This window comes from Paracoccus sp. TRP (assembly GCF_000185925.1).
GTDB classification, from domain to species: Bacteria; Pseudomonadota; Alphaproteobacteria; order Rhodobacterales; family Rhodobacteraceae; genus Paracoccus; species Paracoccus kondratievae.
Genome location: NZ_AEPN01000007.1, coordinates 69,899 through 90,875, shown reverse-complemented (window position 1 = coordinate 90,875; position 20,977 = coordinate 69,899). Strand labels below are relative to the sequence as shown.

The 20,977-nt window shown below is 61.5% G+C and carries 17 protein-coding genes and 1 pseudogene; 9 read left to right on the top strand and 9 right to left on the bottom strand.

Annotated elements, in window-relative coordinates:
- Positions 1-67: 67 nt before the first annotated feature.
- The 4 genes and pseudogenes from PARACOCCUSGL_RS21395 to PARACOCCUSGL_RS0106400 form a co-directional block, all read right to left on the bottom strand.
- Positions 68-373: pseudogene (locus PARACOCCUSGL_RS21395) on the bottom strand (nucleotide-binding domain containing protein); the annotation flags it as partial.
- Positions 374-512: 139 nt separating this feature from the next.
- The gene (locus PARACOCCUSGL_RS0106410) at positions 513-1,292 is read right to left on the bottom strand and encodes a carnitinyl-CoA dehydratase (protein WP_010394405.1); all 780 of its coding nucleotides are present in this window, start codon (positions 1,290-1,292) and stop codon (positions 513-515) included.
- Positions 1,289-3,322, bottom strand: a complete 2,034-nt coding sequence (locus PARACOCCUSGL_RS0106405; RefSeq protein WP_010394404.1) for an acetate--CoA ligase family protein — start codon at positions 3,320-3,322, stop codon at positions 1,289-1,291. Before PARACOCCUSGL_RS0106405 ends, PARACOCCUSGL_RS0106410 begins: the two co-directional genes overlap by 4 nt.
- Entirely contained in the window at positions 3,322-4,482 is a 1,161-nt protein-coding gene (locus PARACOCCUSGL_RS0106400) for an acyl-CoA dehydrogenase family protein (protein WP_010394402.1), read from the bottom strand. Before PARACOCCUSGL_RS0106400 ends, PARACOCCUSGL_RS0106405 begins: the two co-directional genes overlap by 1 nt.
- 76 nt (positions 4,483-4,558) lie before the next feature.
- Here PARACOCCUSGL_RS0106400 and PARACOCCUSGL_RS0106395 point away from each other — a divergent pair, with 76 nt between their 5' ends.
- The gene (locus PARACOCCUSGL_RS0106395) at positions 4,559-5,518 is read left to right on the top strand and encodes a GlxA family transcriptional regulator (RefSeq protein ID WP_010394399.1); all 960 of its coding nucleotides are present in this window, start codon (positions 4,559-4,561) and stop codon (positions 5,516-5,518) included.
- A gap of 66 nt (positions 5,519-5,584) precedes the next feature.
- Here the strand turns inward: PARACOCCUSGL_RS0106395 and PARACOCCUSGL_RS20330 are convergent, their stop codons facing one another.
- A complete protein-coding gene (locus tag PARACOCCUSGL_RS20330; RefSeq protein ID WP_010394396.1) occupies positions 5,585-6,490 on the bottom strand; it encodes a MurR/RpiR family transcriptional regulator in 906 nt (301 codons plus the stop codon).
- A gap of 199 nt (positions 6,491-6,689) precedes the next feature.
- On the opposite strand from PARACOCCUSGL_RS20330, the gene PARACOCCUSGL_RS0106385 reads away from it, so the two are divergent.
- From PARACOCCUSGL_RS0106385 to PARACOCCUSGL_RS0106350, 8 genes are read left to right on the top strand one after another with little or no spacing between them, the layout of a single operon-like run.
- Positions 6,690-8,015, top strand: coding sequence for an aspartate aminotransferase family protein (locus PARACOCCUSGL_RS0106385; protein WP_010394394.1), 1,326 nt, complete (start codon positions 6,690-6,692; stop codon positions 8,013-8,015).
- Positions 8,016-8,022: 7 nt separating this feature from the next.
- A complete protein-coding gene (locus PARACOCCUSGL_RS0106380) occupies positions 8,023-9,522 on the top strand; it encodes a M81 family metallopeptidase (RefSeq protein ID WP_040601777.1) in 1,500 nt (499 codons plus the stop codon).
- Positions 9,522-11,111: an ABC transporter substrate-binding protein gene (locus PARACOCCUSGL_RS0106375; protein WP_010394390.1), complete on the top strand. Its 1,590-nt coding sequence runs from the start codon at positions 9,522-9,524 to the stop codon at positions 11,109-11,111. The genes PARACOCCUSGL_RS0106380 and PARACOCCUSGL_RS0106375 overlap by 1 nt, the downstream gene beginning before the upstream one ends.
- 53 nt (positions 11,112-11,164) lie before the next feature.
- Positions 11,165-12,109, top strand: a complete 945-nt coding sequence (locus tag PARACOCCUSGL_RS0106370) for an ABC transporter permease (protein ID WP_010394385.1) — start codon at positions 11,165-11,167, stop codon at positions 12,107-12,109.
- Positions 12,106-12,969 (top strand): ABC transporter permease, encoded by an 864-nt coding sequence (locus PARACOCCUSGL_RS0106365; RefSeq protein ID WP_010394384.1) that lies wholly within the window; start codon positions 12,106-12,108, stop codon positions 12,967-12,969. Before PARACOCCUSGL_RS0106370 ends, PARACOCCUSGL_RS0106365 begins: the two co-directional genes overlap by 4 nt.
- Positions 12,969-14,639, top strand: coding sequence for an ABC transporter ATP-binding protein (locus PARACOCCUSGL_RS0106360; RefSeq protein ID WP_010394383.1), 1,671 nt, complete (start codon positions 12,969-12,971; stop codon positions 14,637-14,639). The genes PARACOCCUSGL_RS0106365 and PARACOCCUSGL_RS0106360 overlap by 1 nt, the downstream gene beginning before the upstream one ends.
- On the top strand, positions 14,636-15,496 hold the full coding sequence (locus PARACOCCUSGL_RS0106355; RefSeq protein ID WP_010394382.1) for a carbon-nitrogen hydrolase family protein: 861 nt from the start codon (positions 14,636-14,638) through the stop codon (positions 15,494-15,496). The genes PARACOCCUSGL_RS0106360 and PARACOCCUSGL_RS0106355 overlap by 4 nt, the downstream gene beginning before the upstream one ends.
- 13 nt (positions 15,497-15,509) lie before the next feature.
- Positions 15,510-16,055: a carboxymuconolactone decarboxylase family protein gene (locus tag PARACOCCUSGL_RS0106350; protein WP_010394381.1), complete on the top strand. Its 546-nt coding sequence runs from the start codon at positions 15,510-15,512 to the stop codon at positions 16,053-16,055.
- A gap of 66 nt (positions 16,056-16,121) precedes the next feature.
- Here the strand turns inward: PARACOCCUSGL_RS0106350 and PARACOCCUSGL_RS0106345 are convergent, their stop codons facing one another.
- The 4 genes from PARACOCCUSGL_RS0106345 to PARACOCCUSGL_RS0106330 all read right to left on the bottom strand — a co-directional run bounded on the left by PARACOCCUSGL_RS0106345 (position 16,122) and on the right by PARACOCCUSGL_RS0106330 (position 20,868).
- Positions 16,122-16,676 carry a histidine phosphatase family protein gene (locus PARACOCCUSGL_RS0106345; RefSeq protein WP_010394378.1) on the bottom strand — a complete coding sequence of 185 codons (555 nt, stop codon included), beginning with the start codon at positions 16,674-16,676 and terminating at the stop codon, positions 16,122-16,124.
- 3 nt (positions 16,677-16,679) lie between these two features.
- Positions 16,680-17,723 carry an ABC transporter ATP-binding protein gene (locus PARACOCCUSGL_RS0106340; RefSeq protein WP_010394375.1) on the bottom strand — a complete coding sequence of 348 codons (1,044 nt, stop codon included), beginning with the start codon at positions 17,721-17,723 and terminating at the stop codon, positions 16,680-16,682.
- A gap of 16 nt (positions 17,724-17,739) precedes the next feature.
- A complete protein-coding gene (locus PARACOCCUSGL_RS0106335; protein WP_237701488.1) occupies positions 17,740-19,374 on the bottom strand; it encodes an iron ABC transporter permease in 1,635 nt (544 codons plus the stop codon).
- A 171-nt stretch (positions 19,375-19,545) separates the two neighbouring features.
- Entirely contained in the window at positions 19,546-20,868 is a 1,323-nt protein-coding gene (locus tag PARACOCCUSGL_RS0106330) for an ABC transporter substrate-binding protein (protein WP_010394371.1), read from the bottom strand.
- Positions 20,869-20,977: the final 109 nt, after the last annotated feature.

The window sequence follows — 20,977 nt, the reverse complement described above, 5'->3', positions numbered from 1 at the left end:
TTCCCGGTTCCGCCATTCGGTTTCGCCCTTGAAAGATCTCTGGCAGCGTGACGCGGGTATCCGCTTCGCCGAAACCGCCAGATATAACGATAATGCTGATTTCCTCCATATTGGCCAGAGGCAACCCCGGCAGACATTCCCCCGCAAGCTGCAACGCGGAAATGCCTGTATGGGCCAGGGCCGCCCTGGCCGTCGCCCCGCCCGAGAAAAGCAGCGCCTGCCGGTCAGAAGTCAGCCAGCGATGGATGCCTTGCGCAAGCGCAGCGGGCCACCTGCTGCCCGGATATCTACCCGTCCCCGGCACCGTCGGCACCAGCACATGCGATCGCGGGGCGGTTCCGACGCCCTGTCTGGTCACTGACCCCAAAGCCATGGAACGCCATATGGGCTGTGCCGCCGCGCCTGTTTGCAAGAAACCCCGGTAGGCAGGGTTGGGCCAAGCCCACACAATGTGTCAGCGGGAGGAACGCGCGCCTGACCACTGGGGAACACTGGCCGGTGCCCGGTACACCTTAGCGCCCTTTCCAGACCGGATCCCGTTTCTCGGCAAAGGCGCGCGCCCCTTCGAACTGATCTTCAGAACTGTAAAGCCGCTCGACTGTTTCAAACTGGCTCCTGGTGATCCGGTTCATCGCGTCCTGAAACTTCATGTTCTCGGCCTCGCGAACAATCTCCTTGATCGCGGCAAAGACCAGCGGAGGCCCAGAGGCCAGCTCATCGGCAAGCCTGCGCGCCTCGGCCATCAGATCTTCGGCGCGGGTGATACGGTTGATCAGGCCCCAGCCAAGCGCCTCTTTCGCGTCAAACCATCGTCCGGTCAGCAAAAGCTCCATCGCGATATGATAGGGAATGCGCTTGGGCAGCTTGATCGACGCCGCATCCGCGACCGTCCCCGAGCGGATTTCAGGCAAGGCAAAGGTCGCGTGTCCGGCAGCAATGATGATGTCCCCTGACAAAGCAAGCTCAAGCCCACCGCCGCAGCAGATCCCGTTTACGGCGATGATGACCGGCTTGTTCAGGCCACGCAGCTCTTGCAACCCGCCAAAACCGCCGACCCCGTAATCTCCGTCAACCGGGTCCCCGGCGGCGGCGGCTTTCAGGTCCCAGCCGGCGGAAAAGAATTTCTCACCGGCCGCTGTCAGGATCGCGACGCGCAGATCGGGGTTGTCGCGAAACCCGGCAAAGACACGGCCCATCTCGCGGCTGGTCGCAAGGTCGATGGCATTCGCCTTGGGCCTTGCCAGCGTGACCTCAAGGATATGGCCACGGATTTCGGTCAGAACTGCGCTCATTGCTTCCCCCTTCGGATCAATGCGTCCACCGCAACGGCATCACCCGTGCGGCAGATCAGTGGGTTAATCTCGGCCTCGATCAGACCGGACGTTGCGCGAACATATGATTGCAGCGCCATCACCGCCGCGATGATCGAACCAATGTTGGCGCCCTGCCCGCCGCGCCAACCGTCAAGCAGCGGCCAGATACGCAGCCTATGCAGTGCCCCCTCGACCTCCTCGGCACTGACCGGCAGCAGCAGCGAGACGCTGTCCTGCAACAGCTCTGTCAGGACACCGCCTGCCCCCAGCGTCAGCATCCAGCCATGCGGGCGGTCGCGGGTGATGCCAATAATCAGCTCGGCCACCGCACCGGTGACCATTTCCTCGACCAGATAAGAGGCCGCGTTGATACGCGTCGCTGCCTCTTGCACGTCCTCCGCTGAGCGCAGGTTGATGGCGACCGCGCCAGCCTCGGTCTTATGCGCGAACCCCTCACCCTTCAGCACGACCGGAAAGCCCAGTTCCCGAGCAACCGAAACCGCCTCATGTGCCCCATTCACCCGGCAGGAAACGGGCGTGCGGATACCATGGGCGGCAAGCTGAGCCTTGGCCTCTGCCTCGGGCAGCAGTTCTTCTGCGACGGGATCGGGACCGGGGTCCCATAAAGGGTCGGGGGCGTTGCGCAATGAAGGCAAGGCAGCCGCCGCAATCGCCTCCATCGCCTCGGGGATGCCACAAAGTGGCACGATATTATGCGCCAAACAGCACAACGCCACCTCTTCGGGCATGGTGTCGGGGATGCTTGAAATCAGGGCCAGCGGCAGATCAGGCGCCCGGCTGCCGTGGCGGCTGGCCGCAAAAGCCCCCAGCACCCGGTCCCATTCCTGCGTCGCACAGCGATCCGGACGCGGAAAATCCAACACCACGCAGGACATGGCCAGCTCTGGATCGGCCATGGCGCGAAAGCAATCGGTCAACGCGTCGCTGTCGCCCCAGATGTAGGTGTTGTAGTCCAGCGGATTTGACAAGGCGACCCTGGGGCCAAGCGCCTGCCCCAGCGCCCGGCGCTGTTCGGGACCAAGGGGCGGAAACTCGACCCCGGCCGCCAGTCCGGCATCCGCAATCAGACTTGCCTCGCCGCCCGAACAGGACATCGAGGCGATCCGCGCACCGGACAAAGATCCAGCAACGTGAAAGATCTTCAGCGTCTCAAGCAGCGCCGACAGGCTGCTGACCTGCGAAATACCAAGCCGCCCAAGCAACGCCCGCCCCGCCGCATCCGACCCGGCCAGCGAGGCAGTATGCGACACCGTTGCCACACGCGCCTGTTCCGAGGCACCGACCTTCAGGGCGACGATCCGCTTGCCAAGCCGCCTTGCCGTCGCGGCCATAGCCTCGAAAGCGGTAAGGTTGCCGATCCCCTCGATATGCAGGCCAAGTGCAGTGACACGCGGGTCACGCAACAGCGCCTCGCCGACCTCGGGCAGGCCGGTCCGGGCCTGATTGCCCACAGTCACGACATAGCCCACCGGAACCCCGCGCCGCTGCATGGTCAGGTTGATGGCGATGTTCGAGCTTTGCGTGATGATCGCCACGCCGCGATCAATCCGCACCGCACCGTGCTGGTCGGGCCAAAGCGCCGCGCCATCCAGCGCATTGATGAAACCATAGCAGTTCGGCCCCAGAAACGGCATCTCTGCTGCCGCCGCGATCAGCCGCTGTTGCAGATCAGCGCCGTCCGGCAACTCGGCGGCGGCCTCTGAAAAGCCGGCGGCAAAGCAGACGGCCCCGCCCGCCTTCATCTGTGCCAATGCGGCGACAACCGGGATCGTTGCCTCGCGGTTCACGCCGACAAAGGCAGCGTCAGGTGGGAACGGCAAGCTTTGCACGCTGGGGTAGGCCTTGACGCCCTCGATCTGGTCTTTTGACGGATGAACCGGCCAGATCGGACCCGTAAAGCCGATCTTGCGGCATTCGCGGACGATATTGGCACACCATGACCCGCCGCCCACCACGGCGATGCTTTGTGGTCTGAGCAACCGTTCCATCACGCGCCCATAGGACGAAAAAGATCGCGGCTGATGATGTGGCGCTGGATTTCGGAAGTGCCGTCCCAGATCCGTTCGACCCGCGCATCGCGCCAGAAACGCTCGATGGGGAAATCGTCCATCAGCCCCATGCCGCCAAAGATCTGTAACGTCCTGTCCGTGACCCTGGCCAGCATTTCAGAGGCATAAAGCTTGGCGCTCGCTATCTCGCGGTTCGCAGGCAGCCCCTGATCCAGACGCCACGCCGCCGCAAGGGTCAGCCAATCAGCCGCGTCGATCTCGGTGATCATATCGGCAATCTGAAAGCTGACACCCTGAAATTTCGCAATCGGCTGACCAAACTGTCTGCGCTCGGCCGCGTAGTTCAGGGCATAGTCAAAACAACGACGCGCCCGGCCGACACAAAAGGCCGCGACCGTCAATCTTGTGGCGTAAAGCCATTCATTCATGACCCTGAAGCCGCCATCCACCTCACCCAGCACCTGCTCTTTCGGCAGGCGGCAGCTGTCGAAATAAAGCGTGTAATTCTTGTAGCCGCGATGTGAGACAGAGTTATATCCGTCACGGACCTCAAACCCCGGAGTGCCACGGTCCACAAGAAAGCAGGTGATCCGCTTTTTTGGTCCGTACGGGGAATCGTCGACGCCCGTGGCGACAAAAACGATGAAGAAATCGGCATGTTCAGCGCCAGAGATGAAATGCTTTGAGCCGTTGACGATCCAGTCATCACCGCTGCGGACCGCCTGACATTTCATGCCACGAACATCAGAGCCCGCATCAGGTTCGGTCATGGCCAACGCATCCATTTTCTCACCGCGCACGGCGGGGAAAAGGTAGCGTTCGCGCTGATCTCCGACGCAAGCCATCAGGATATTCTGGGGGCGCCCGAAAAAATGCGTCAGCGCCATCGAACCTCGGCCCAGTTCCCGCTCGACCAAGGTGATATCGACATGGGAAAGCCCTGCGCCTCCGACCTCTTCAGGAAAGTTGCAGGCGTAAAAGCCCAGGTCGCGAACCTTTTGCTTTAAAGACTCGGCAACTTCGCGCGGGACCGTTCCGCTGCGCTCGACCAGCTGTTCATGCGGGTAGATTTCGTTTTCAACAAAGTCCCGGACCGTTTTCACGATCATGTCCTGTTCCTGAGTCAATGCGAAATCCATGGCCTTCTCCCTTGCCGATGCCCCCTGACTATGTAACGGCTCGGCAAGCAAGATCATGCAAAGTAGGTTTATTTTCATGCAGAAATGGCAGGAGGCGAAAATAATTCGGCGAGTCGATGTCCTGCTGTTCGACAGGTTCTCGAACCATTGCCTGGCCAATACGATCGAACCCTTGCGCGCGGCGAATGATCTGGCCGGGGAAAGGCTGTATACGTGGCGTTTTCTCAGCATGACGGGTGCGCAGGTCACCTCTTCCAGCGGATTGCCGGTGATGCCCGAGGCGGGGCTGACCCAGGACGATGGCGCAGACTATCTGATCGTGATGCCCAGCTATGATTTCCGCCAGCACGCGACAGGCAAGGTGGCGCGCGCGCTCCGGGCTGCGGCAGGTAAATATGCAAAGCTGATCGGCATGGATACAGGTGCCTGGTTACTTGCCGCGGCCGGGCTGCTGGATGGACGCCGCGCCACCATTCACTGGGATGAGCTTGATGCCCTTGCCGAGCAGTTTCCGAATGTCGAGGTGTTCACCGACCGGTTTGTCGCGGATGGGAACTGCATTACCTGCGGCGGCGTGACGACAGCTTTCGACCTGATCCTGTCCCTTATCCGCGAACATCATGGGCCGATGCTGTCAATCGAGGTTGCCAGCATGTTCATGCATGGCATCAGAAACGACCTCAGGGATATCCGGCCTTTGGACAGCCAGCTTGTCAACGATGCCATCTCTCTGATGCGCAGAGAGATTGAATATCCGCTACGAATACCCGAGATCGCCGGGCGACTTCGGATCAGCCGAAAAAAACTGGAAGAGCTTTTTCTGGAACACACCGGCTCCACCCCGCAATCCATCTACAAATCCCTGCGGCTGCGTGAGGCGCGAAGACTGGCGCAAAGTTCCGGTTTCAGCATAGCCGAGATCGCCACACGCTGCGGCTATGCCGATCCCTCTGCGCTGACCCGGGCATTTCAGATCGAATATGGCCATCCGCCAAGTTTTTACCGGGGGCATAGAGGCGGCACAGGTCAGGCCTGACGCATCAGCCAACCTTGTCCTGTGGTAAAGCAGCAAACTCTATTCGCTCTCGGATGACGACGCCGATTATTCCGGCCCATCACTTTTTGCCCCCTTGGATGACTGACGTCGCTTTGGGGCGGTATAATAAGTGTTCAGCTCTGACAGATGCCGGTCGGCATTTTCCAATGCAGCCAATGCACCCTCACGGTTGCGATTGGCCAAAAGCCCGCAAAGCACCTCGGACACGGCCAGCGCAGGGGCAAGAGTGTGAAAAAAGGTCGGGCTTTCCGTAGGGCAAAGGATCACTTCATCTGCCATGGCAGCCAAAGGGGAAACCTCGCTGTCGGTAATCGCCACCATGCCCAGCCCTTTGTCGCGGGCCATGCGCGCCAGCTCAAGCGAATAGCGCGCATAAGGGTTGATCGACACCGCCAGCAGCACATCCTGCGGTCCGGCCCCCATCAGCCCGTCACCGACCGTCCCCGCAGGCCCGTCCAGATGCACGCTGTGCTCTCCCAGCAGCGTCATCACATAATGGAAATGCCATGCAACCAGATGACAAGAGCGCAGCCCCAGCACATAGATGCGGCGGGCCTCGCCAAGACGTGCGGCGGCTGCCTCCAAGCGGCTTACGGCCCCCGGCTCGGTCAGCCGCGCAATCTGCACCGAGAGGCTTTGCAGCATCTGCACGGCCAGCCCGTCTTGGCTTACGCTCGCCCGTTGCTGCTGGGCAGCGAAACCATCAATGCGCTGCCGGATGGCGCGGGCATGATGGGCACGGATGTCGTCATAACCATCCAGACCCAGAAACTTGGCCAGCCGGGTCATGGTCGAGGGCTGCACCCCCGCACTGCGCGCCAGCTGCCGCATTGAGACCAGCGCCACCTCATCTGGATGTTCAAGAATATAGCGCGCGGCCTGCTGCAACTGCGACGGCATTCCATCAAACGCGGCAATGAGTTGAGCCCGCAGGGCGTCTTGATGAGACATTCGTTCCAAGCCTTTGGGTCATGTGCCGTCAGAATTGGTAAAAAACGTGCAAAGTGCAACGTAAAAGCTCAGATTCCGGTGCTACAGACGTTTCTTCAACGAAGAAATAAAACATTTGTTGCCTGATGCCATAAGTTTTGGCACAAACGAATCAGGGAGGAGGGGGAGAGCGATTCCCCTTCATCAGCAGGGCAAATAAATGACCAGAATACTCCACCGCTCGATTGCGGCGGCGCTGCCGCATGCCGTCTCTGGACAGGGCGTCTATATTCAGGATGCCGAAGGGCGCCGCTATATCGACGGCTCCGGGGGAGCAGCGGTAAGCTGTCTGGGCCATGGCAATCCCGAGGTGCTTGAGGCCATGCGGGTCCAGATGGACCACATCGCCTATGCCCATACCTCATTTTTCACCACCGACGTCGCCGAGCGGCTGGCCGAGCGGCTGGTGAGACTGGCTCCCGAGGGGCTGGATTATGTCTATCCCGTCTCGGGCGGTTCCGAGGCGGTCGAGGCAGCGTTAAAGATGGCGCGCCAGTATTTCGTCGAGATCGGCCAGCCACAGCGGCGCCACATCATCGCCCGCCGCCAAAGCTATCACGGCAATACCATCGGGGCGCTCGCCGCTGGTGGCAATGCCTGGCGCCGTGCCCAATTCCAGCCCATCCTGCCCGAAACGCACCACGTTTCCCCCTGCTATGCCTATCGCGACCAGCGCCCGGACGAGACGACCGACGCCTATGCCCAGCGGTTGGCAGCGGAACTAGAGGCCAAGATCATCGAACTGGGGGCCGATCAGGTCATCGCTTTCGTCGCCGAGCCCGTTGTCGGTGCGACCATGGGCGCGGTTCCGGCGGTCCCCGGCTATTTCCGCCTGATCCGCGAGGTCTGCGACCGGTATGGCGTCCTGCTGATCCTTGACGAGGTGATGTGCGGCATGGGGCGTACAGGCTCGCTTTTCGCTTGCACGGCCGAGGAAGTGCGCCCCGATCTTGTCACCATCGCCAAGGGGCTTGGGGGTGGTTACCAACCCATTGGCGCAGTCATGCTGTCCGAACAGATCTATCGCGCCTTTGCCGATGGCTCGGGGCTGTTTCAGCACGGCCATACCTATATCGGCCACCCGGTCGCGGCCGCCGCCGCCGATAAGGTCGTCGAGATCCTGTCACGCCCCGGAATGATGGAACATGTGCAGGCCATGGGCGAACGCCTGCAAGCGGGCCTGGACGCAACATTAGGTCAATCCCCCCATGTCGGCGATATCCGGGGGCGAGGCCTGTTTCGCGGAATCGAGCTTGTCGCGGACAAGGACGGCAAGGCGTCTTTCGATCCGGCCCTCCGCATTCACGCCCGGGTCAAGAAAGAGGCGATGGCGCGAGGGCTGATGTGCTATCCGATGGGCGGCACCATCGACGGGGTGCATGGCGATCATGTGCTGCTGGCACCGCCCTATATCATTCAGCCCGAGGAAATCGACCAGATCATCGACCGTCTTGCCGGCGCCATCGCCGCCGCCACCGCGGGGTAGCGTTGTCATGCAAGCGCGCATCGCCTTTGCCGGTTTCAACCTTGAATCGGTCAGCAGCGTTCCGCAACAGGTCGAGCTGGCCGAGTTCCAGCGCGTCTGTACCCGCGGTGCCGAGATCCTGGTAAGGTTTCGCGGCACCAATACCGTTCCGGGCGGCTGCATCGGGGTCTGTGACGCCGAAAGCGCCGAGCTTGTGCCGCTGTTCCATACGCTTTTGGGCGCGCTGGGTCCGGCAAGCGACGAAGCTGTGGCGCATTATACCGATGAGTTGCTAGAAGGGGTCGCCAAGGCAGAACCGCTTGACGGGATCGTCCTGTTTCTCCACGGCGCTTGCTGGGCCAACAGCTATACAGATGTCGAACGTCATATCATCGACAGCCTGCGTGCCGCCCAGCCTGATCTGCCCGTTGCTGTCGCCCTGGACTATCACGGCAATATCGACGCGCGGATGCTGCAAGGCGCCGATATCGCCGTAGCTTACCGCCATTCCCCGCATATCGACATGGGCGAAACCGGCAAGCGCGCCACCCGCGCCCTGCTGCGCATGATCCGCACCGGACAAAGACCCGGGCTTGCGGTGGCGCGTCCGGGTATCGTCATCCCGTCGATCATGTCGGCCACCTCGCTGCAACCGCTTGCGACCGTCATGGCTGAGGCACGCGAAACTGAGGCCAGGCATGATTGCGACATCTCGGTCATGGCCGGATTCTCTTACGCGGACGCCGCCAACACCGGCATGTCGGTCATCTGCCTTGACTGGCAGGGGCAAGCCTCGGCCGAGGCCCGGGCCCTGCATTTCGCCCGCCGCCTGCACGGGCTGCGGCGTGAATTGTCCGGGGCCGTCCCGGTGATCTCGGTCGATGAGGCCATGGCAGATCTTGCCGCGCATCCTGCAACAGGCAGACCGGTGGTGCTGCTGGAGCACGCAGACCGGATGAACGATTCCACGCATCTTTTGCGCGCCTTAATGAACCGGAATGTCGGCAAGGTCATGGTGCCGTTCCTGCTGGATCCACAGACGGCGGCACAGGCTCATGCAGCGGGCGCCGGCGCACGCATTCCGGTCAGTCTTGGCGGCAAAAGCGCGCCCGAGACCGGCGGACCGATCAATGCCGAAGCAGACGTGCTATGGTCCGGCCAGAAAAGCTTTACTGTGTCAGGCCGCTATCAGCAGGGCAGCTTCGTCGATCTGGGCCTGACCGCACTGCTGCAGATCGGGCAGGTGCGGATTTCGGTCACATCGCATTTCGCCTTTGCCGTAGACGGAGATCCTTTCGCCATCTTTGGCGAGCAGCCACAGGATTACGATGTGATCCTGCTGCGTTCCAAGACGCATTTTCGCGACTTTTACGAACCTTTGGCCGAACGCATCCTGGTGGTCGACACCCCCGACCTTGGCCCTGCGGATGTGCGGCTGATCCCCTATCGCCGGCTGGACATCACCCGGGCATGGCCGTGGTGCGAACTGCCGGAAATCACAAAAAAACCAGAAACAGGAGAGGTATGATGACGATTTCGGGACTTCGCGCCCTCGGCTGGGCCGCTATGGCGACAGGGTTTCTTCAGGCTGGTCCGGCTTTGGCCGAGACGGTCCTGAATGTGGTGATGCAGGCACCATTGCGCACGCTGGACCCGCATCTGAGTACGGCCCAGATCGTGCGCACGCACGGGTTCATGGTCTTTGACACGTTGCTGGGGATGGATGCGGATTACAAACCGCAGCCCCAGATGGCTGACTACCAGATATCAGAGGACGGGCTGACCTATACCTTTACCCTGCGCGACGGACTTAGCTGGCATGACGGCACCCCGGTCACGGCCGAGGATTGCGCAGCCTCGTTGAAACGCTGGGCGGCAAACGATCCGGCCGGACGCAAGATGATGGAATATGTCGCCTCGATAGAGGCGACTTCGGACAGGGTGCTGGTCCTGAAGCTGGACCGGCCCTTTGGGCATGTGCTGGACCTGCTGGCCAAACCCTCACCCGTGCCACCCTTTATGATGCCAAAACGTCTGGCCGAGACCCCGGCGGGCGAGCAAGTGGCCGAAATGATCGGTTCGGGCCCGTTCAAATTCGTCGCCGACGAGTACCGGCCCGGCGATCAGGCCGTCTATGTCAGAAACGAGGACTATCAGCCGCGCTCTGAGCCGGCCAGCTGGACTGCCGGCGGCAAGGTCGTGAATATCGACAAGGTGGTGTGGAAGGCGATGCCCGACATGCAGACCTCGATCAACGCGCTGCAATCAGGCGATATCGACCTGATCGAGCAGGTGACCATTGATCTGCTGCCTTTGCTGCAGATGAATGACGAGGTGGCATACGGCGTCATCAACCCGCTGGGCAGTCAGGTGACGGGCCGCTTCAACCACCGCCTGCCGCCCTTTGACAATGCCGAGGTCCGCCGCGCCGCCATGTATGCACTGGATCAGGAGCAGCTGATGCAGACCGCCATCGGCAATCCGGAATATTACACGCTTTGCGCCTCGGACTACGGGTGCGGGGTGCCTCTGGCCTCGGATGCCGGCTCGCAATACCTGACCGGCAGCCCAGAAGAGCGGATGGCCAAGGCACAGGAAATCCTCAAAAGCTCGGGCTATGACGGAACGCCGGTGCTGATGATGCAGCCGACGGACCTGACCATCCTGTCCACCCAGCCCATCGTCGCCGCCGAACGCCTGCGCGAGGCAGGTTTCACAGTCGAGATCGCCTCGATGGACTGGGCCACGCTGCAATCACGCAAGAACGGTTGGCAGCCCGCGGCCGAGGGCGGCTGGAACATGCTGTTTACCTATTGGGGCGTGACCGGGATCTGGAACCCTCTGGTGCATGCCATGCTGGACGGGTCGGGCAGCGACAACGCCTGGGCGGGCTGGCCGGTCAGCCCCGAAATCGAGACCCTGCGCGAACAGTATCTGGTCGCCACCGAACTGGATGAGCAAAAGCGCATCGCCTCGGAAATCCAGCAGATCGCCTATGATCAGGGCTTTTACTACAATGCCGGAGAGTTCCAGTCGGTCGCGGCATGGCGGAACAGCATCACCGAGCTGCAACCCGGGCCGATCACCCTCTTCTGGGGCGTGAAAAAGCCTGAATAAGCCAGTCCCCGCGCGGGTCCATCCCGCGCGCCGACGCTTTACGAGAGGTCGTCATGCTCTATTATCTGCTGCGCCGCCTGCTGATGGCGGTGCCCGTCATGTTCCTGATCGCGCTGATCGTGTTTCTGTTGCTGCGGCTGACGCCGGGCGACCCGGCCCAGGCCATCGCTGGCGATCAGGCCAGCCCCGAACAGATAGCCGCTATCCGCGACAGCCTTGGCCTTGATGCGCCGCTGACCACACAGTTCACGACCTGGATCGGCAATATGCTGCATGGCGACTTTGGCAATTCGCTGATTTCACAGCGTCCGGTGCTTGAAATGATCGGCCAGCGTATCGGCCCGACCCTGGCGCTTGCGACGGTGGCGATGATCCTGACCGTCATCATCTCGCTGCCTCTGGGCGTCGCCGCCGCGCGCCGCCATGGCGGGCTGGTGGACCGGCTGGTCATGTCCCTGTCAGTCCTTGGATTTTCAGTGCCGATCTTTGTCATCGGCTATGTGCTGATCGGGATTTTCGCAGTGCATCTGAAGTGGTTTCCGGTCCAGGGCTATAAGCCTCTTTCCGATGGGATCTGGCCCTTTCTGCACCGCATCTTTCTGCCCGGGCTGGCGCTGTCCTCGATCTATATCGCGCTTGTGTCACGCATGACCCGCGCGGCGATGCTTGAGGTTCTGCGCGAAGATTATATCCGCACCGCCCGCGCCAAGGGATTGTCCGAACGCGTGGTGCTGTTTCGCCACGCGCTGCGCAACGCGGCAATCCCCATCCTGACCGTGGTCGGAACCGGGTTTGCTATGATGATCTCGGGCGTGGTGGTGACCGAAACGGTCTTCAACGTCCCCGGTCTTGGCCGGCTTGTGGTCGATGCTGTGCTGGCGCGGGACTATCCGCTGATTCAGGCAATCATTCTGCTGACCGCCGGAACCTATGTCGTCATCAACCTGCTGATCGACGTCTCATATGCGCTGACCGACCCAAGGATCCGCTACCAATGACGACGCCCGCCTACCCCGCTTTGCCGCGCCGCCGATTTGCCCGCAACCTGCCGCATTGGACCGTCATCCTGTCGCTGGTGGTCCTTGCCGCAGCACTTGCCATGGCGGTGCTTGCCCCACAGCTTGCCAATTTCGATCCGACACGGATCAATGCCGCCATGCGTCTGCAACCGGCGTCCGAAACCTACTGGCTGGGCACCGACAGCTTTGGCCGCGACCTTTATTCCCGGATCATATATGGCGCCCGCGTCTCGCTGGTGGTCGGTGCGGGCGTCGCGGCAGGTGCGATCCTGATCGGCCTGCCGCTGGGGCTGCTGGCCGGGTGGTTTCGCGGCATTGACGCGGTGCTGATGCGGCTGATGGACGGGATGATGGCCATTCCCGGTATCCTGCTGGCCATCGCCATTGTCGCGCTGACCAAGGCGGGGCTGGTTACAGTCATCATCGCCATCATGATCCCCGAAATCCCGCAGGTGGTGCGGCTGGTCCGCTCACGCGTGCTGGCCGCCCGTGCCGAACCTTATGTCGAGGCTGCCCAGCTGCTTGGCACACCCGCTCCGCGCCTGATCCTTCGCCACCTGTTGCCTGCGACCATTGCACCACTGATCGTACAGGCAACCTATATCTACGCCTCGGCTATCCTGACCGAGGCGGCGCTGTCTTTTCTTGGCGTAGGTATTGGCACCGAAACCCCGACCTGGGGCAATATCATGGCCGAGGGGCGGCTTTACTTTGCCATGCGACCCTGGCTGGTATTCTGGCCAGCCATCGTGCTGTCGCTGTGCATCCTGTCGATCAATCTCTTGGGCGATGCATTGCGCGACCGCCTTGATCCAAAGATGAAAGGGAGGGCCGAGTGATGGCTGATCACACCACTGCTGCCCCGCCGGTCTTGTCGATCCGCGACCTGCGCGTATCGACCTGCGGCCGCGAGCCCGTCGAGATTCTCAAGGGCGTCGGCTTTGACATCGCACCGGGCGAGACGGTCTGCCTTGTGGGGGAATCCGGATCGGGCAAATCCGTGACCTCTCTGGTGACGATGGATCTGCTGCCACAGGGCGAGCTGTGCGCGACCTCAGGGTCGGTCAAACTGAACGGTGAAGAGATCCTGACCGCCACCCCCGCGCGAACCAAGACGTTGCGCGGATCGGATATGGCGATGATCTTTCAGGAACCGATGACGGCACTGAACCCGGTGCTGAAAATCGGTCTGCAAATGGACGAGGTGTATCGCGCGCACCGCCGCATGAGCCCGGCCGAACGCAGGCAAGCGGCGCTTGAGGTTTTTGCCTCGGTGCATCTGCCCGATCCCCCACGCATCTATGACAGCTATCCGCATCAGCTGTCCGGCGGTCAGCGCCAGCGGGTGATGATCGCCATGGCACTGGCTCTCAAACCCAGGCTGCTGATCGCGGATGAACCGACCACGGCGCTGGATGTAACGACCCAAAAGCAGATCCTGACGCTGATCCGCGAATTGCAGGAACAGCAGAATACTGCCGTTCTGTTCATCACCCATGACATGGGCGTAGTCGCCGATATTGCTGATCGCGTCTGCGTCATGCGTCATGGCGAAATGGTCGAATCCGGCACGGTCGAAGAGGTGCTAAGCCGCCCGACGCAGCCCTATACGCAGGCGCTTTTGCGGGCTGTGCCCTCTTTGACACCGCGCAAGCCGCGCCCCGAGGTAACCGGCACCCCAGCGATCGAGGTCAACGCGCTGGAAAAGGTGTTCCAGATAGGTTCGCTGGCCGGTCAACTTATGGGTCGCGCCCCGCATCGCGTCCATGCGGTAAACCGTGTCAGCTTTCGCCTGGCGCAGGGGCGAACACTGGGCATCGTCGGCGAAAGCGGTTCAGGCAAGTCCACCGTTGCGCGCTGCGTTCTGCGGCTAGAGGATCCCAGCGCCGGCGAAATCCGCATTGATGGTCAGGATATCGCCCGCCTGCGCGCGGGCAAAGCGTTGGCCTCGGCGCGGCGCCGGGTGCAGATGGTGTTCCAAGATCCCAACCGCTCTTTGAACCCGCGGCTGCGCATCGCCGAAAGCATGATCGAGGGGCCGCTGAACCTGGGCGAAAGCCGCGCCTCAGCTCTTGGCCGCGCGGGCGAGCTGATCGAGGTCGTAGGGTTGCCTCGTACCAGCCTGCAACGCTTTCCACATCAGTTTTCGGGCGGCCAGCGCCAGCGCATCGCCATTGCCCGGGCACTGATGATGGACCCCGAGGTTATCGTCGCTGACGAAGCGGTGTCCGCGCTGGATGTCTCGGTACAGGCGCAGGTGCTGGAGCTGCTTGCAGATTTGCAGGCCAAACGTAATCTTGCCATCCTGTTCATCACCCATGACCTGCGTGTCGCAGCACAGATCTGTGATGAGGTGATGGTAATGCGCCGCGGTGCGGTGGTGGAACATGGCCCCGCGGCCGAGGTGCTGGCCCATCCGCGCCATGATTACACCCGCAGCCTGATCGCGGCAGCGCCTGGCCGGGACTGGGATTTTGCCGCAGGACGCCGGCTGGAGGTGCTGACATGATCACCGCAAGTCTTGTCCAGATGGATGTGACAACACTGGACCCCACCCGGAACCTGCGCAAGGTCCACGACCATATCGCCGCCGAGGCGGGGCACGGCGCGCAACTGATCCTGTTCCCCGAACTTGTCAACACCGGCTATGTCGAGCCAATGGTGCCGGGCGGACCCATGACCATCCCGGCCGCGGATTATGCCGGCGCGCTTTATCACGCCTGCGCCGCACCCGATGGGCCCGAGATCGCAGCACTGGCCGAGGCAGCGCAGCAGCATGACACGCATATCGTTGTAGGTATGGGGATGCGCGACCCTATACGCGCGGGCGTCATGCGCAATTGCTCGTTGCTGATCGGGCCTTCGGGTGTTCTGGGCTGCTATGCCAAGATCCACCAGTGGCAGAACGAAAAGCTGTATTTCACTGGCGGCGACCAGATCCATACCCACGCTTTTGGTGAAACCCGGCTTGGCATGCAGATCTGCTACGACATCCGCTTTCCTGAAATCACCCGCATCATGGCCATGCAGGGCGCGGGGATAGTCACCTCGGTTTGGGCCTCTTTTGGTGCCGAAGATACGCCAGTCGCGGATGAGGCGCTATTTCTGCACCGGGCCTATACCCGGGCAACCGAAAACGGCGTCTTTTTTCTAAGTTGCAACCGCTGTGGCAGCCATGGCGAGCAGCGGTTTTTCGGCCGCTCCTGCGCGCTCGCACCCGATGGTGCCGTGCTGGGCGCATTGGACCACGATGGCGAGGATGTGCTGAGGGTCGAAGTCGACCTTGCCCAAATCGCCCGCTATCGGGGCTTTACCGGCATATGGGCCGACCGTGCGCCCCATATCTATGCCAAATACTTTCCCTGACCCGGAGCTTTCCATGACCTCGCCCTGCCCTCCGCTGTCGGATGCCGACTGGCCCGCCGAAATCCTTGACCTGCGCGAAGGCTTTGCCGGAGCGTTGAACGTCTATCGCACCATGGCCCATCACCCCGCACTGTTGCGGGCCTGGGCACCGCTGCGCCAGCATATCGTCAAGGATACCGCTCTGGGGCCGATCCGCTCAGAGCTGGTGATCCTGCGGGCCGCGCATCGCATGGGATCGGATTATGAATGGGCTCATCACGTCAGCCGCGCCCGCGCACTTGGGATGCCGGATCAGCGCATTCTGGGCATGCGCGGCGAAAACGACAACAGACCCGATGGTGAGGATGGGCTGATCGCCGCAGCGGTAGATGCGCTGTTCGAACAGCGCCGCCTGCCAGCGCCGCTTGAGGCAGAGCTGGCCCAGACTCTGGGGCGCAAGGCGGTGATCGACCTGATCGCCACCGTCGGCTTTTATTCGGTTCTGGGTTATATTCTGATGACCTATGAAACCCCGGTCGATGCCGGGGTCGCACAGGAAATGCAGGATCACCCGCTGTAGGGCGCAGCGTCAAGGGCTTGGCCTGAGCCACTGGGCGCCTTTGCCTGGGCCAGGCCCATCAATCTGCTACCCCTCCTGAACCTGCCGCACGGCTGTCAGGTCCAGTCTGACCAGCTCTCCGTTGCCAAGCGCCTGACGAGGCATTCCCTTTCCGCCGTCAACGGCCAGCTGCAAACCACCGAGCCATGCGCCATGGCCAAAAGCCAGGACTGGCCCGGAGGCCGCCAACGCCCGCTCGCGCACCCGCGTGATCCGGGCGATGAAATCGGAAAACGGCTCGCCCAGCGGCAAGGTGTGTGGCGCATTTTCCCAAGCACCCGGATGGGCGGCCTCCAGTTCGGCCCAGGTGCGCCCTTCCCACGCTCCAAATGCGATCTCGGCCAGGTCGGGGTCAGGCTCGGCGGCAAAGCCGTGCAGTTCGGCCGTACGGCGCGCCCGCTCCAGCGGAGAGGTCAGGACCAAAGCGAAATCCCGTCCTGCCAAAGCCTGACGGTTTGCAGCCAGCACCGCCATACCCTGCGGGCTCAGCGGGTCCTCCAAGGCGATATCCCGTCGGCCTTGCAGACGGCCCTGAGCATTCCATGGCGTACGGAAATGGCGGATGAACCAAAGCTCGGCCATGGATCAGGCTACCAGCAAGGGCGCGTTCTGGCTGTCGATCGCCAGCGACACGGGCGCGCCCTCGTCATAAGGTGGCCGACCGGAAGAGTGCAGCGTATCGACGATAATCTTGCCGTCCGCCGTATCTACCAGATAGCGGATCTGGCTGCCCAGAAACTCGCGATGCGCGACCCTGCCCGCAATCGTGCCATCCGACATGCTGATGTGGATATTCTGGGGACGCAGGACGATGCAGTTCGCGCCCTTGACCATGGCTGCTACGGGCAGGTGCTGGCCACCCGCCGTCACGAATTCTGCCCCCTGCAGGGCGCCTTTCAGGATATTCGCGGTACCAAGGAACCCTGCAACAAAGGCATTGGCCGGCTGGTCATACAAATGTTGCGGAGTGCCGATCTGCTGGATCACCCCCTTATCAAGGACCGCCATCCGGTCAGAAGTGGTGTTCGCCTCTTCCTGATCGTGAGTGACAAAAATCGTCGTCAGGCCCAGTTTGCGCTGCAAGGCCAGCAACTCGCGCCGCATCTGAACCCGCAGCGCAGCGTCAAGGTTCGAGAGCGGTTCATCCAGCAGCAGAACCTGTGGTTCGATGGCGATGGTGCGTGCCAGTGCGACGCGCTGCTGCTGCCCGCCTGAAAGCTGGGCGGGCATCCGGTCAGCCAGATGCAAAAGGCCGACAATCTCAAGCGCGCGCTCAACCTTGGGGCCGATCTCGCGTGCAGGCAGGCGGCGTTCTTCCAGGCCAAAGGCTACGTTGCGGCGCACCGACATGTGGGGCCACAGCGCATAGGACTGAAACACCATGCCGACGTTACGCCTCCACGGTGGCAGGTTTGCGATATCACGATCACCGATCAGGATGCGTCCGCGTGGCGTGGGCCCAAAACCTGCAATCGCCCGTAAAAGAGTCGATTTCCCCGACCCCGAAGGGCCAAGAAAGGCAAAGAACTCACCCGGTTCGATGACCATGTCGATACCTTCCAGCACCTTGGTGTCACCGAAGGACAGGTGCAGATCCTCGATACGGATGCCAGCTTTGGTCAGTGTCATCTGTGCTTCTCCGAAACTAGTGCTGATCGCCAGTCATGGTCTGGCGCGCACGCTCGCGCTCAATGATGCGCTGCGAAAGGTAGGTGCCGACCGCCACGATCACGACGGCAAGGATACCAAGCGCGGCCCCCGGACCGCGTCCGGCGGGCGATTGCATGTAAAGATAGATGCCATAGGCCAGCGGCGCGTCCGAGGATCGTCCGACCAGCATGATCGTCGCCGAAAGCTCTACCGCGGCTGTGGCAAAACTGGTGACGAACCCGGCAAGGATGCCCCCGGTCATCAGCGGCACCACGATACGGCGGATAGTGCTGGAGCGTGAGGCGCCAAGGCTTTCGGCAGCCTCTTCAAGCGACAGCGCGACCTGCTGCAGTGCCGCCATACAGGCCCTCAACGCATAAGGCAGGCGCCGCACGGCCAGCGCCACAATGATGATCCCCCAGAAACTGGACATCTGGCCCAATCCGAAAGGCAGCTGGATGCCGTGGAACATGCGCAAATATCCGATCCCCAGCACCACCCCAGGCACGGCCAGCGCAGCGGTTGCCATGTAATCCAGCCATTTGCGTCCCGGCAGCCCGGTGCGGATCACGATATAGGCGATGGCAGTTCCCAGAACGACGTCGACCACGGCCGCCGATCCGGCATAGACAAGCGTGTTCCAGACATATTGTGATGACTGGGTAAAGATCGTGCCAAAATGCTGCACGGTGAACCCGTCTGGCAGCGGCGAGAATGACCAGATCGTCCCGAATGCCAGCAAAAGCAGCCCGATATGGGGCGACAGGACCATGGCCAGGATCAGCAGGATCACGCCCCATGCCAGCCATTTCTCGCGCGGTTTCAGATCCCTGCGGGACAGGCCACCACCACCCTTTTGCACGGTTGCATAGTCCTTGCCCCGCATGAACAGAAAGGACACCCAAAGCGAAAAGACCGAGAACGCCACCAGAATGAACGAGATCACATAGCCCATCGGATCATTGATGCCGACCCCGGTGATGCGCAGATAGGCCTGCGGAGCCAGCATGTTGTTCACGTTCAGCAGCAGTGGCGTGCCCAGATCGTCAAACACCTTGATAAAGACCAGCGCCGCCCCGGCCAGATAGCCAGGCATCGCCAGGGGAAAGACGATACGCCGGAACATCCGCATCCCATACGAGCCAAGGTTTTGCGCCGCCTCTTCCATTGAGCGGTCGATATTGCGCAGGCTTGCCGACAGGTTGATCAGGATGAACGGAAAGTAATGGATCGACTGGACCAGAATGACGCCGTTCAGCCCCTCCATGAACGGAATGCGAAAGCCCAAATACTGGTTCAGCAGCAAGTTGATCGAGCCGTTGCGCCCAAATAGCAGCGACATCGCCACCGCCCCGACAAAGGGAGGCATGATCAGCGGGATCACCCCCAGCGCCTGAATTACCGCCGCACCCCCAAAGTTGAAGCGTGTGGTGATATAGGCAAGAGGCAGCGCGATCACCGTCGCCACGACCACCGACATCAGCGAGACGTAAAACGAGTTAACAAAGCTTTCACGAAACAGCGTCGTGCTGAAAAAGTCCTGAAAGTTCTGCAGTGTAAAGCTACCGGTCCGCGCCTCCAGAAAGGCTACATAGATTACCTGCGCCACTGGCAGGATCAGAAACGCCATCAAAAAGATCGCGATCAAGATACCTGCGACCGCAGCTCCTGACAGGCGCGGAAACAAGGTGAACCCGCTTGAAGCGGTCTGGGAAGTGTTGGGCATGGTGTCCTCGGGGCGTCAAAAGGCGTCACGGATACCCGCGCCGCCACAGGCAACGCGGGATCGAACTTCCTGCCGTCACTTCATCGCTGTGGCCTGGTCAGCCAGTTCCTTGGCCTTGCGATAGTTCTCGACCGCAAAGCTGTCCCAGGCCTGCTCGATTTCAGCCTGACGGCCGACAACCTCAGTCCCGGGTTCAGCGCGCGAGATGGTAAAAACCTGGGTAAAGGCCGGGTCCTGCGCCTCGGCCTCGGTGATCGGCATGGCCTCGATCAGCGCACGGGCCTCGGCAATCAGCGCGGCGGCCTCCTTGTTGCCGGTGTCGGCATGGGCTGCCTCGGCCTTTTGCACGGCAGCAACGGCCCCGCGCAAATCGTCCAACCGATAGGTCACCAGCACGTCGAAAAGCGAGTTCACCAGATTGTAGCGGACCCCGGATTTATCCACATCAAACTCGATCGCACCCGGCGCAAACTCTTCGGAAAACGGGTTCGGAAAGCCATCGGGGGCGCTGGCATAGATCTTGGGATCGACCGGCAGACGCATGATCGCAGGGTCCAAAAGGACTTTTTGCCCGTCTGGCGACAGCAGGAACTCGACGAACTGTTTTGCACCCTCGGGGTTCGGCGCATTTGCAATGATGCCGATATTGGCTGGTACGATGGCGGTCACGCTGGGATAGACCAGTTCGACCGGAAAGCCCGATGCCTTGGACGCGAGTCCAAAAAAGTCGATGACGATGCCAAAGCCGGTCGCGCCCGAATTGACCGCATCCGGAACGCCAAAACTGCGTTCGGTAACGGTATTCATGTTGCCCGAGATCCACTTCCAGGTGGCCCAGCCCTGATCCCAGCCTTCGCCTTGCAGCACGGTCTCGACCGTCAGGTGGGTAGTGCCAGAACGCGAAGGCGAGGACATCGCAACATGGCCGTTATATTCAGCACGCTTCAGATCCTCCCATTCACGCGCGATGGGCAGGTCGTTCGCCTGAACGTAACGGGTGTTATACATGATCCCATAACCCGAGGCAGCGAAGCCGAAATAGGTGCCGTCGGGATCATGGACCGGATAGCCACCGATCACATCGGGAATACCCTCGAACTTTACGTCCACCTTGGCGAGCAACTCTTCCTCTTTCAGTACCTCGAAGGCGTCGGGGGCAGACGCCCACATCAGGTCAATGGTATTCGCGCTGCGGGTCTCTTGCAGATGCGAGACGGCAGCGTTGGTGTTGCGGCTGACGACTTCAAGCGTCGTACCGGGATGCGCGGCCTCAAAGGCGGCCTTGAACGGGTCGGTCAGGTCACGCGGAAACGAGGTCACTACTGTCACCGTATCGGCAAAGGCGGCAGCCGAAGTCATCATCAGCGCAAAGACGCTGAATGCAGATATCCTGTTCATGGTTCTCCTCCCACAGGCATCAGGCAGGCCGGACTGGGCGGTCCTGCAATGGCACACCAACTGTGCATTGCAGGAATTAACCTTGCAAGTATTTGTTTTTATTAATTAT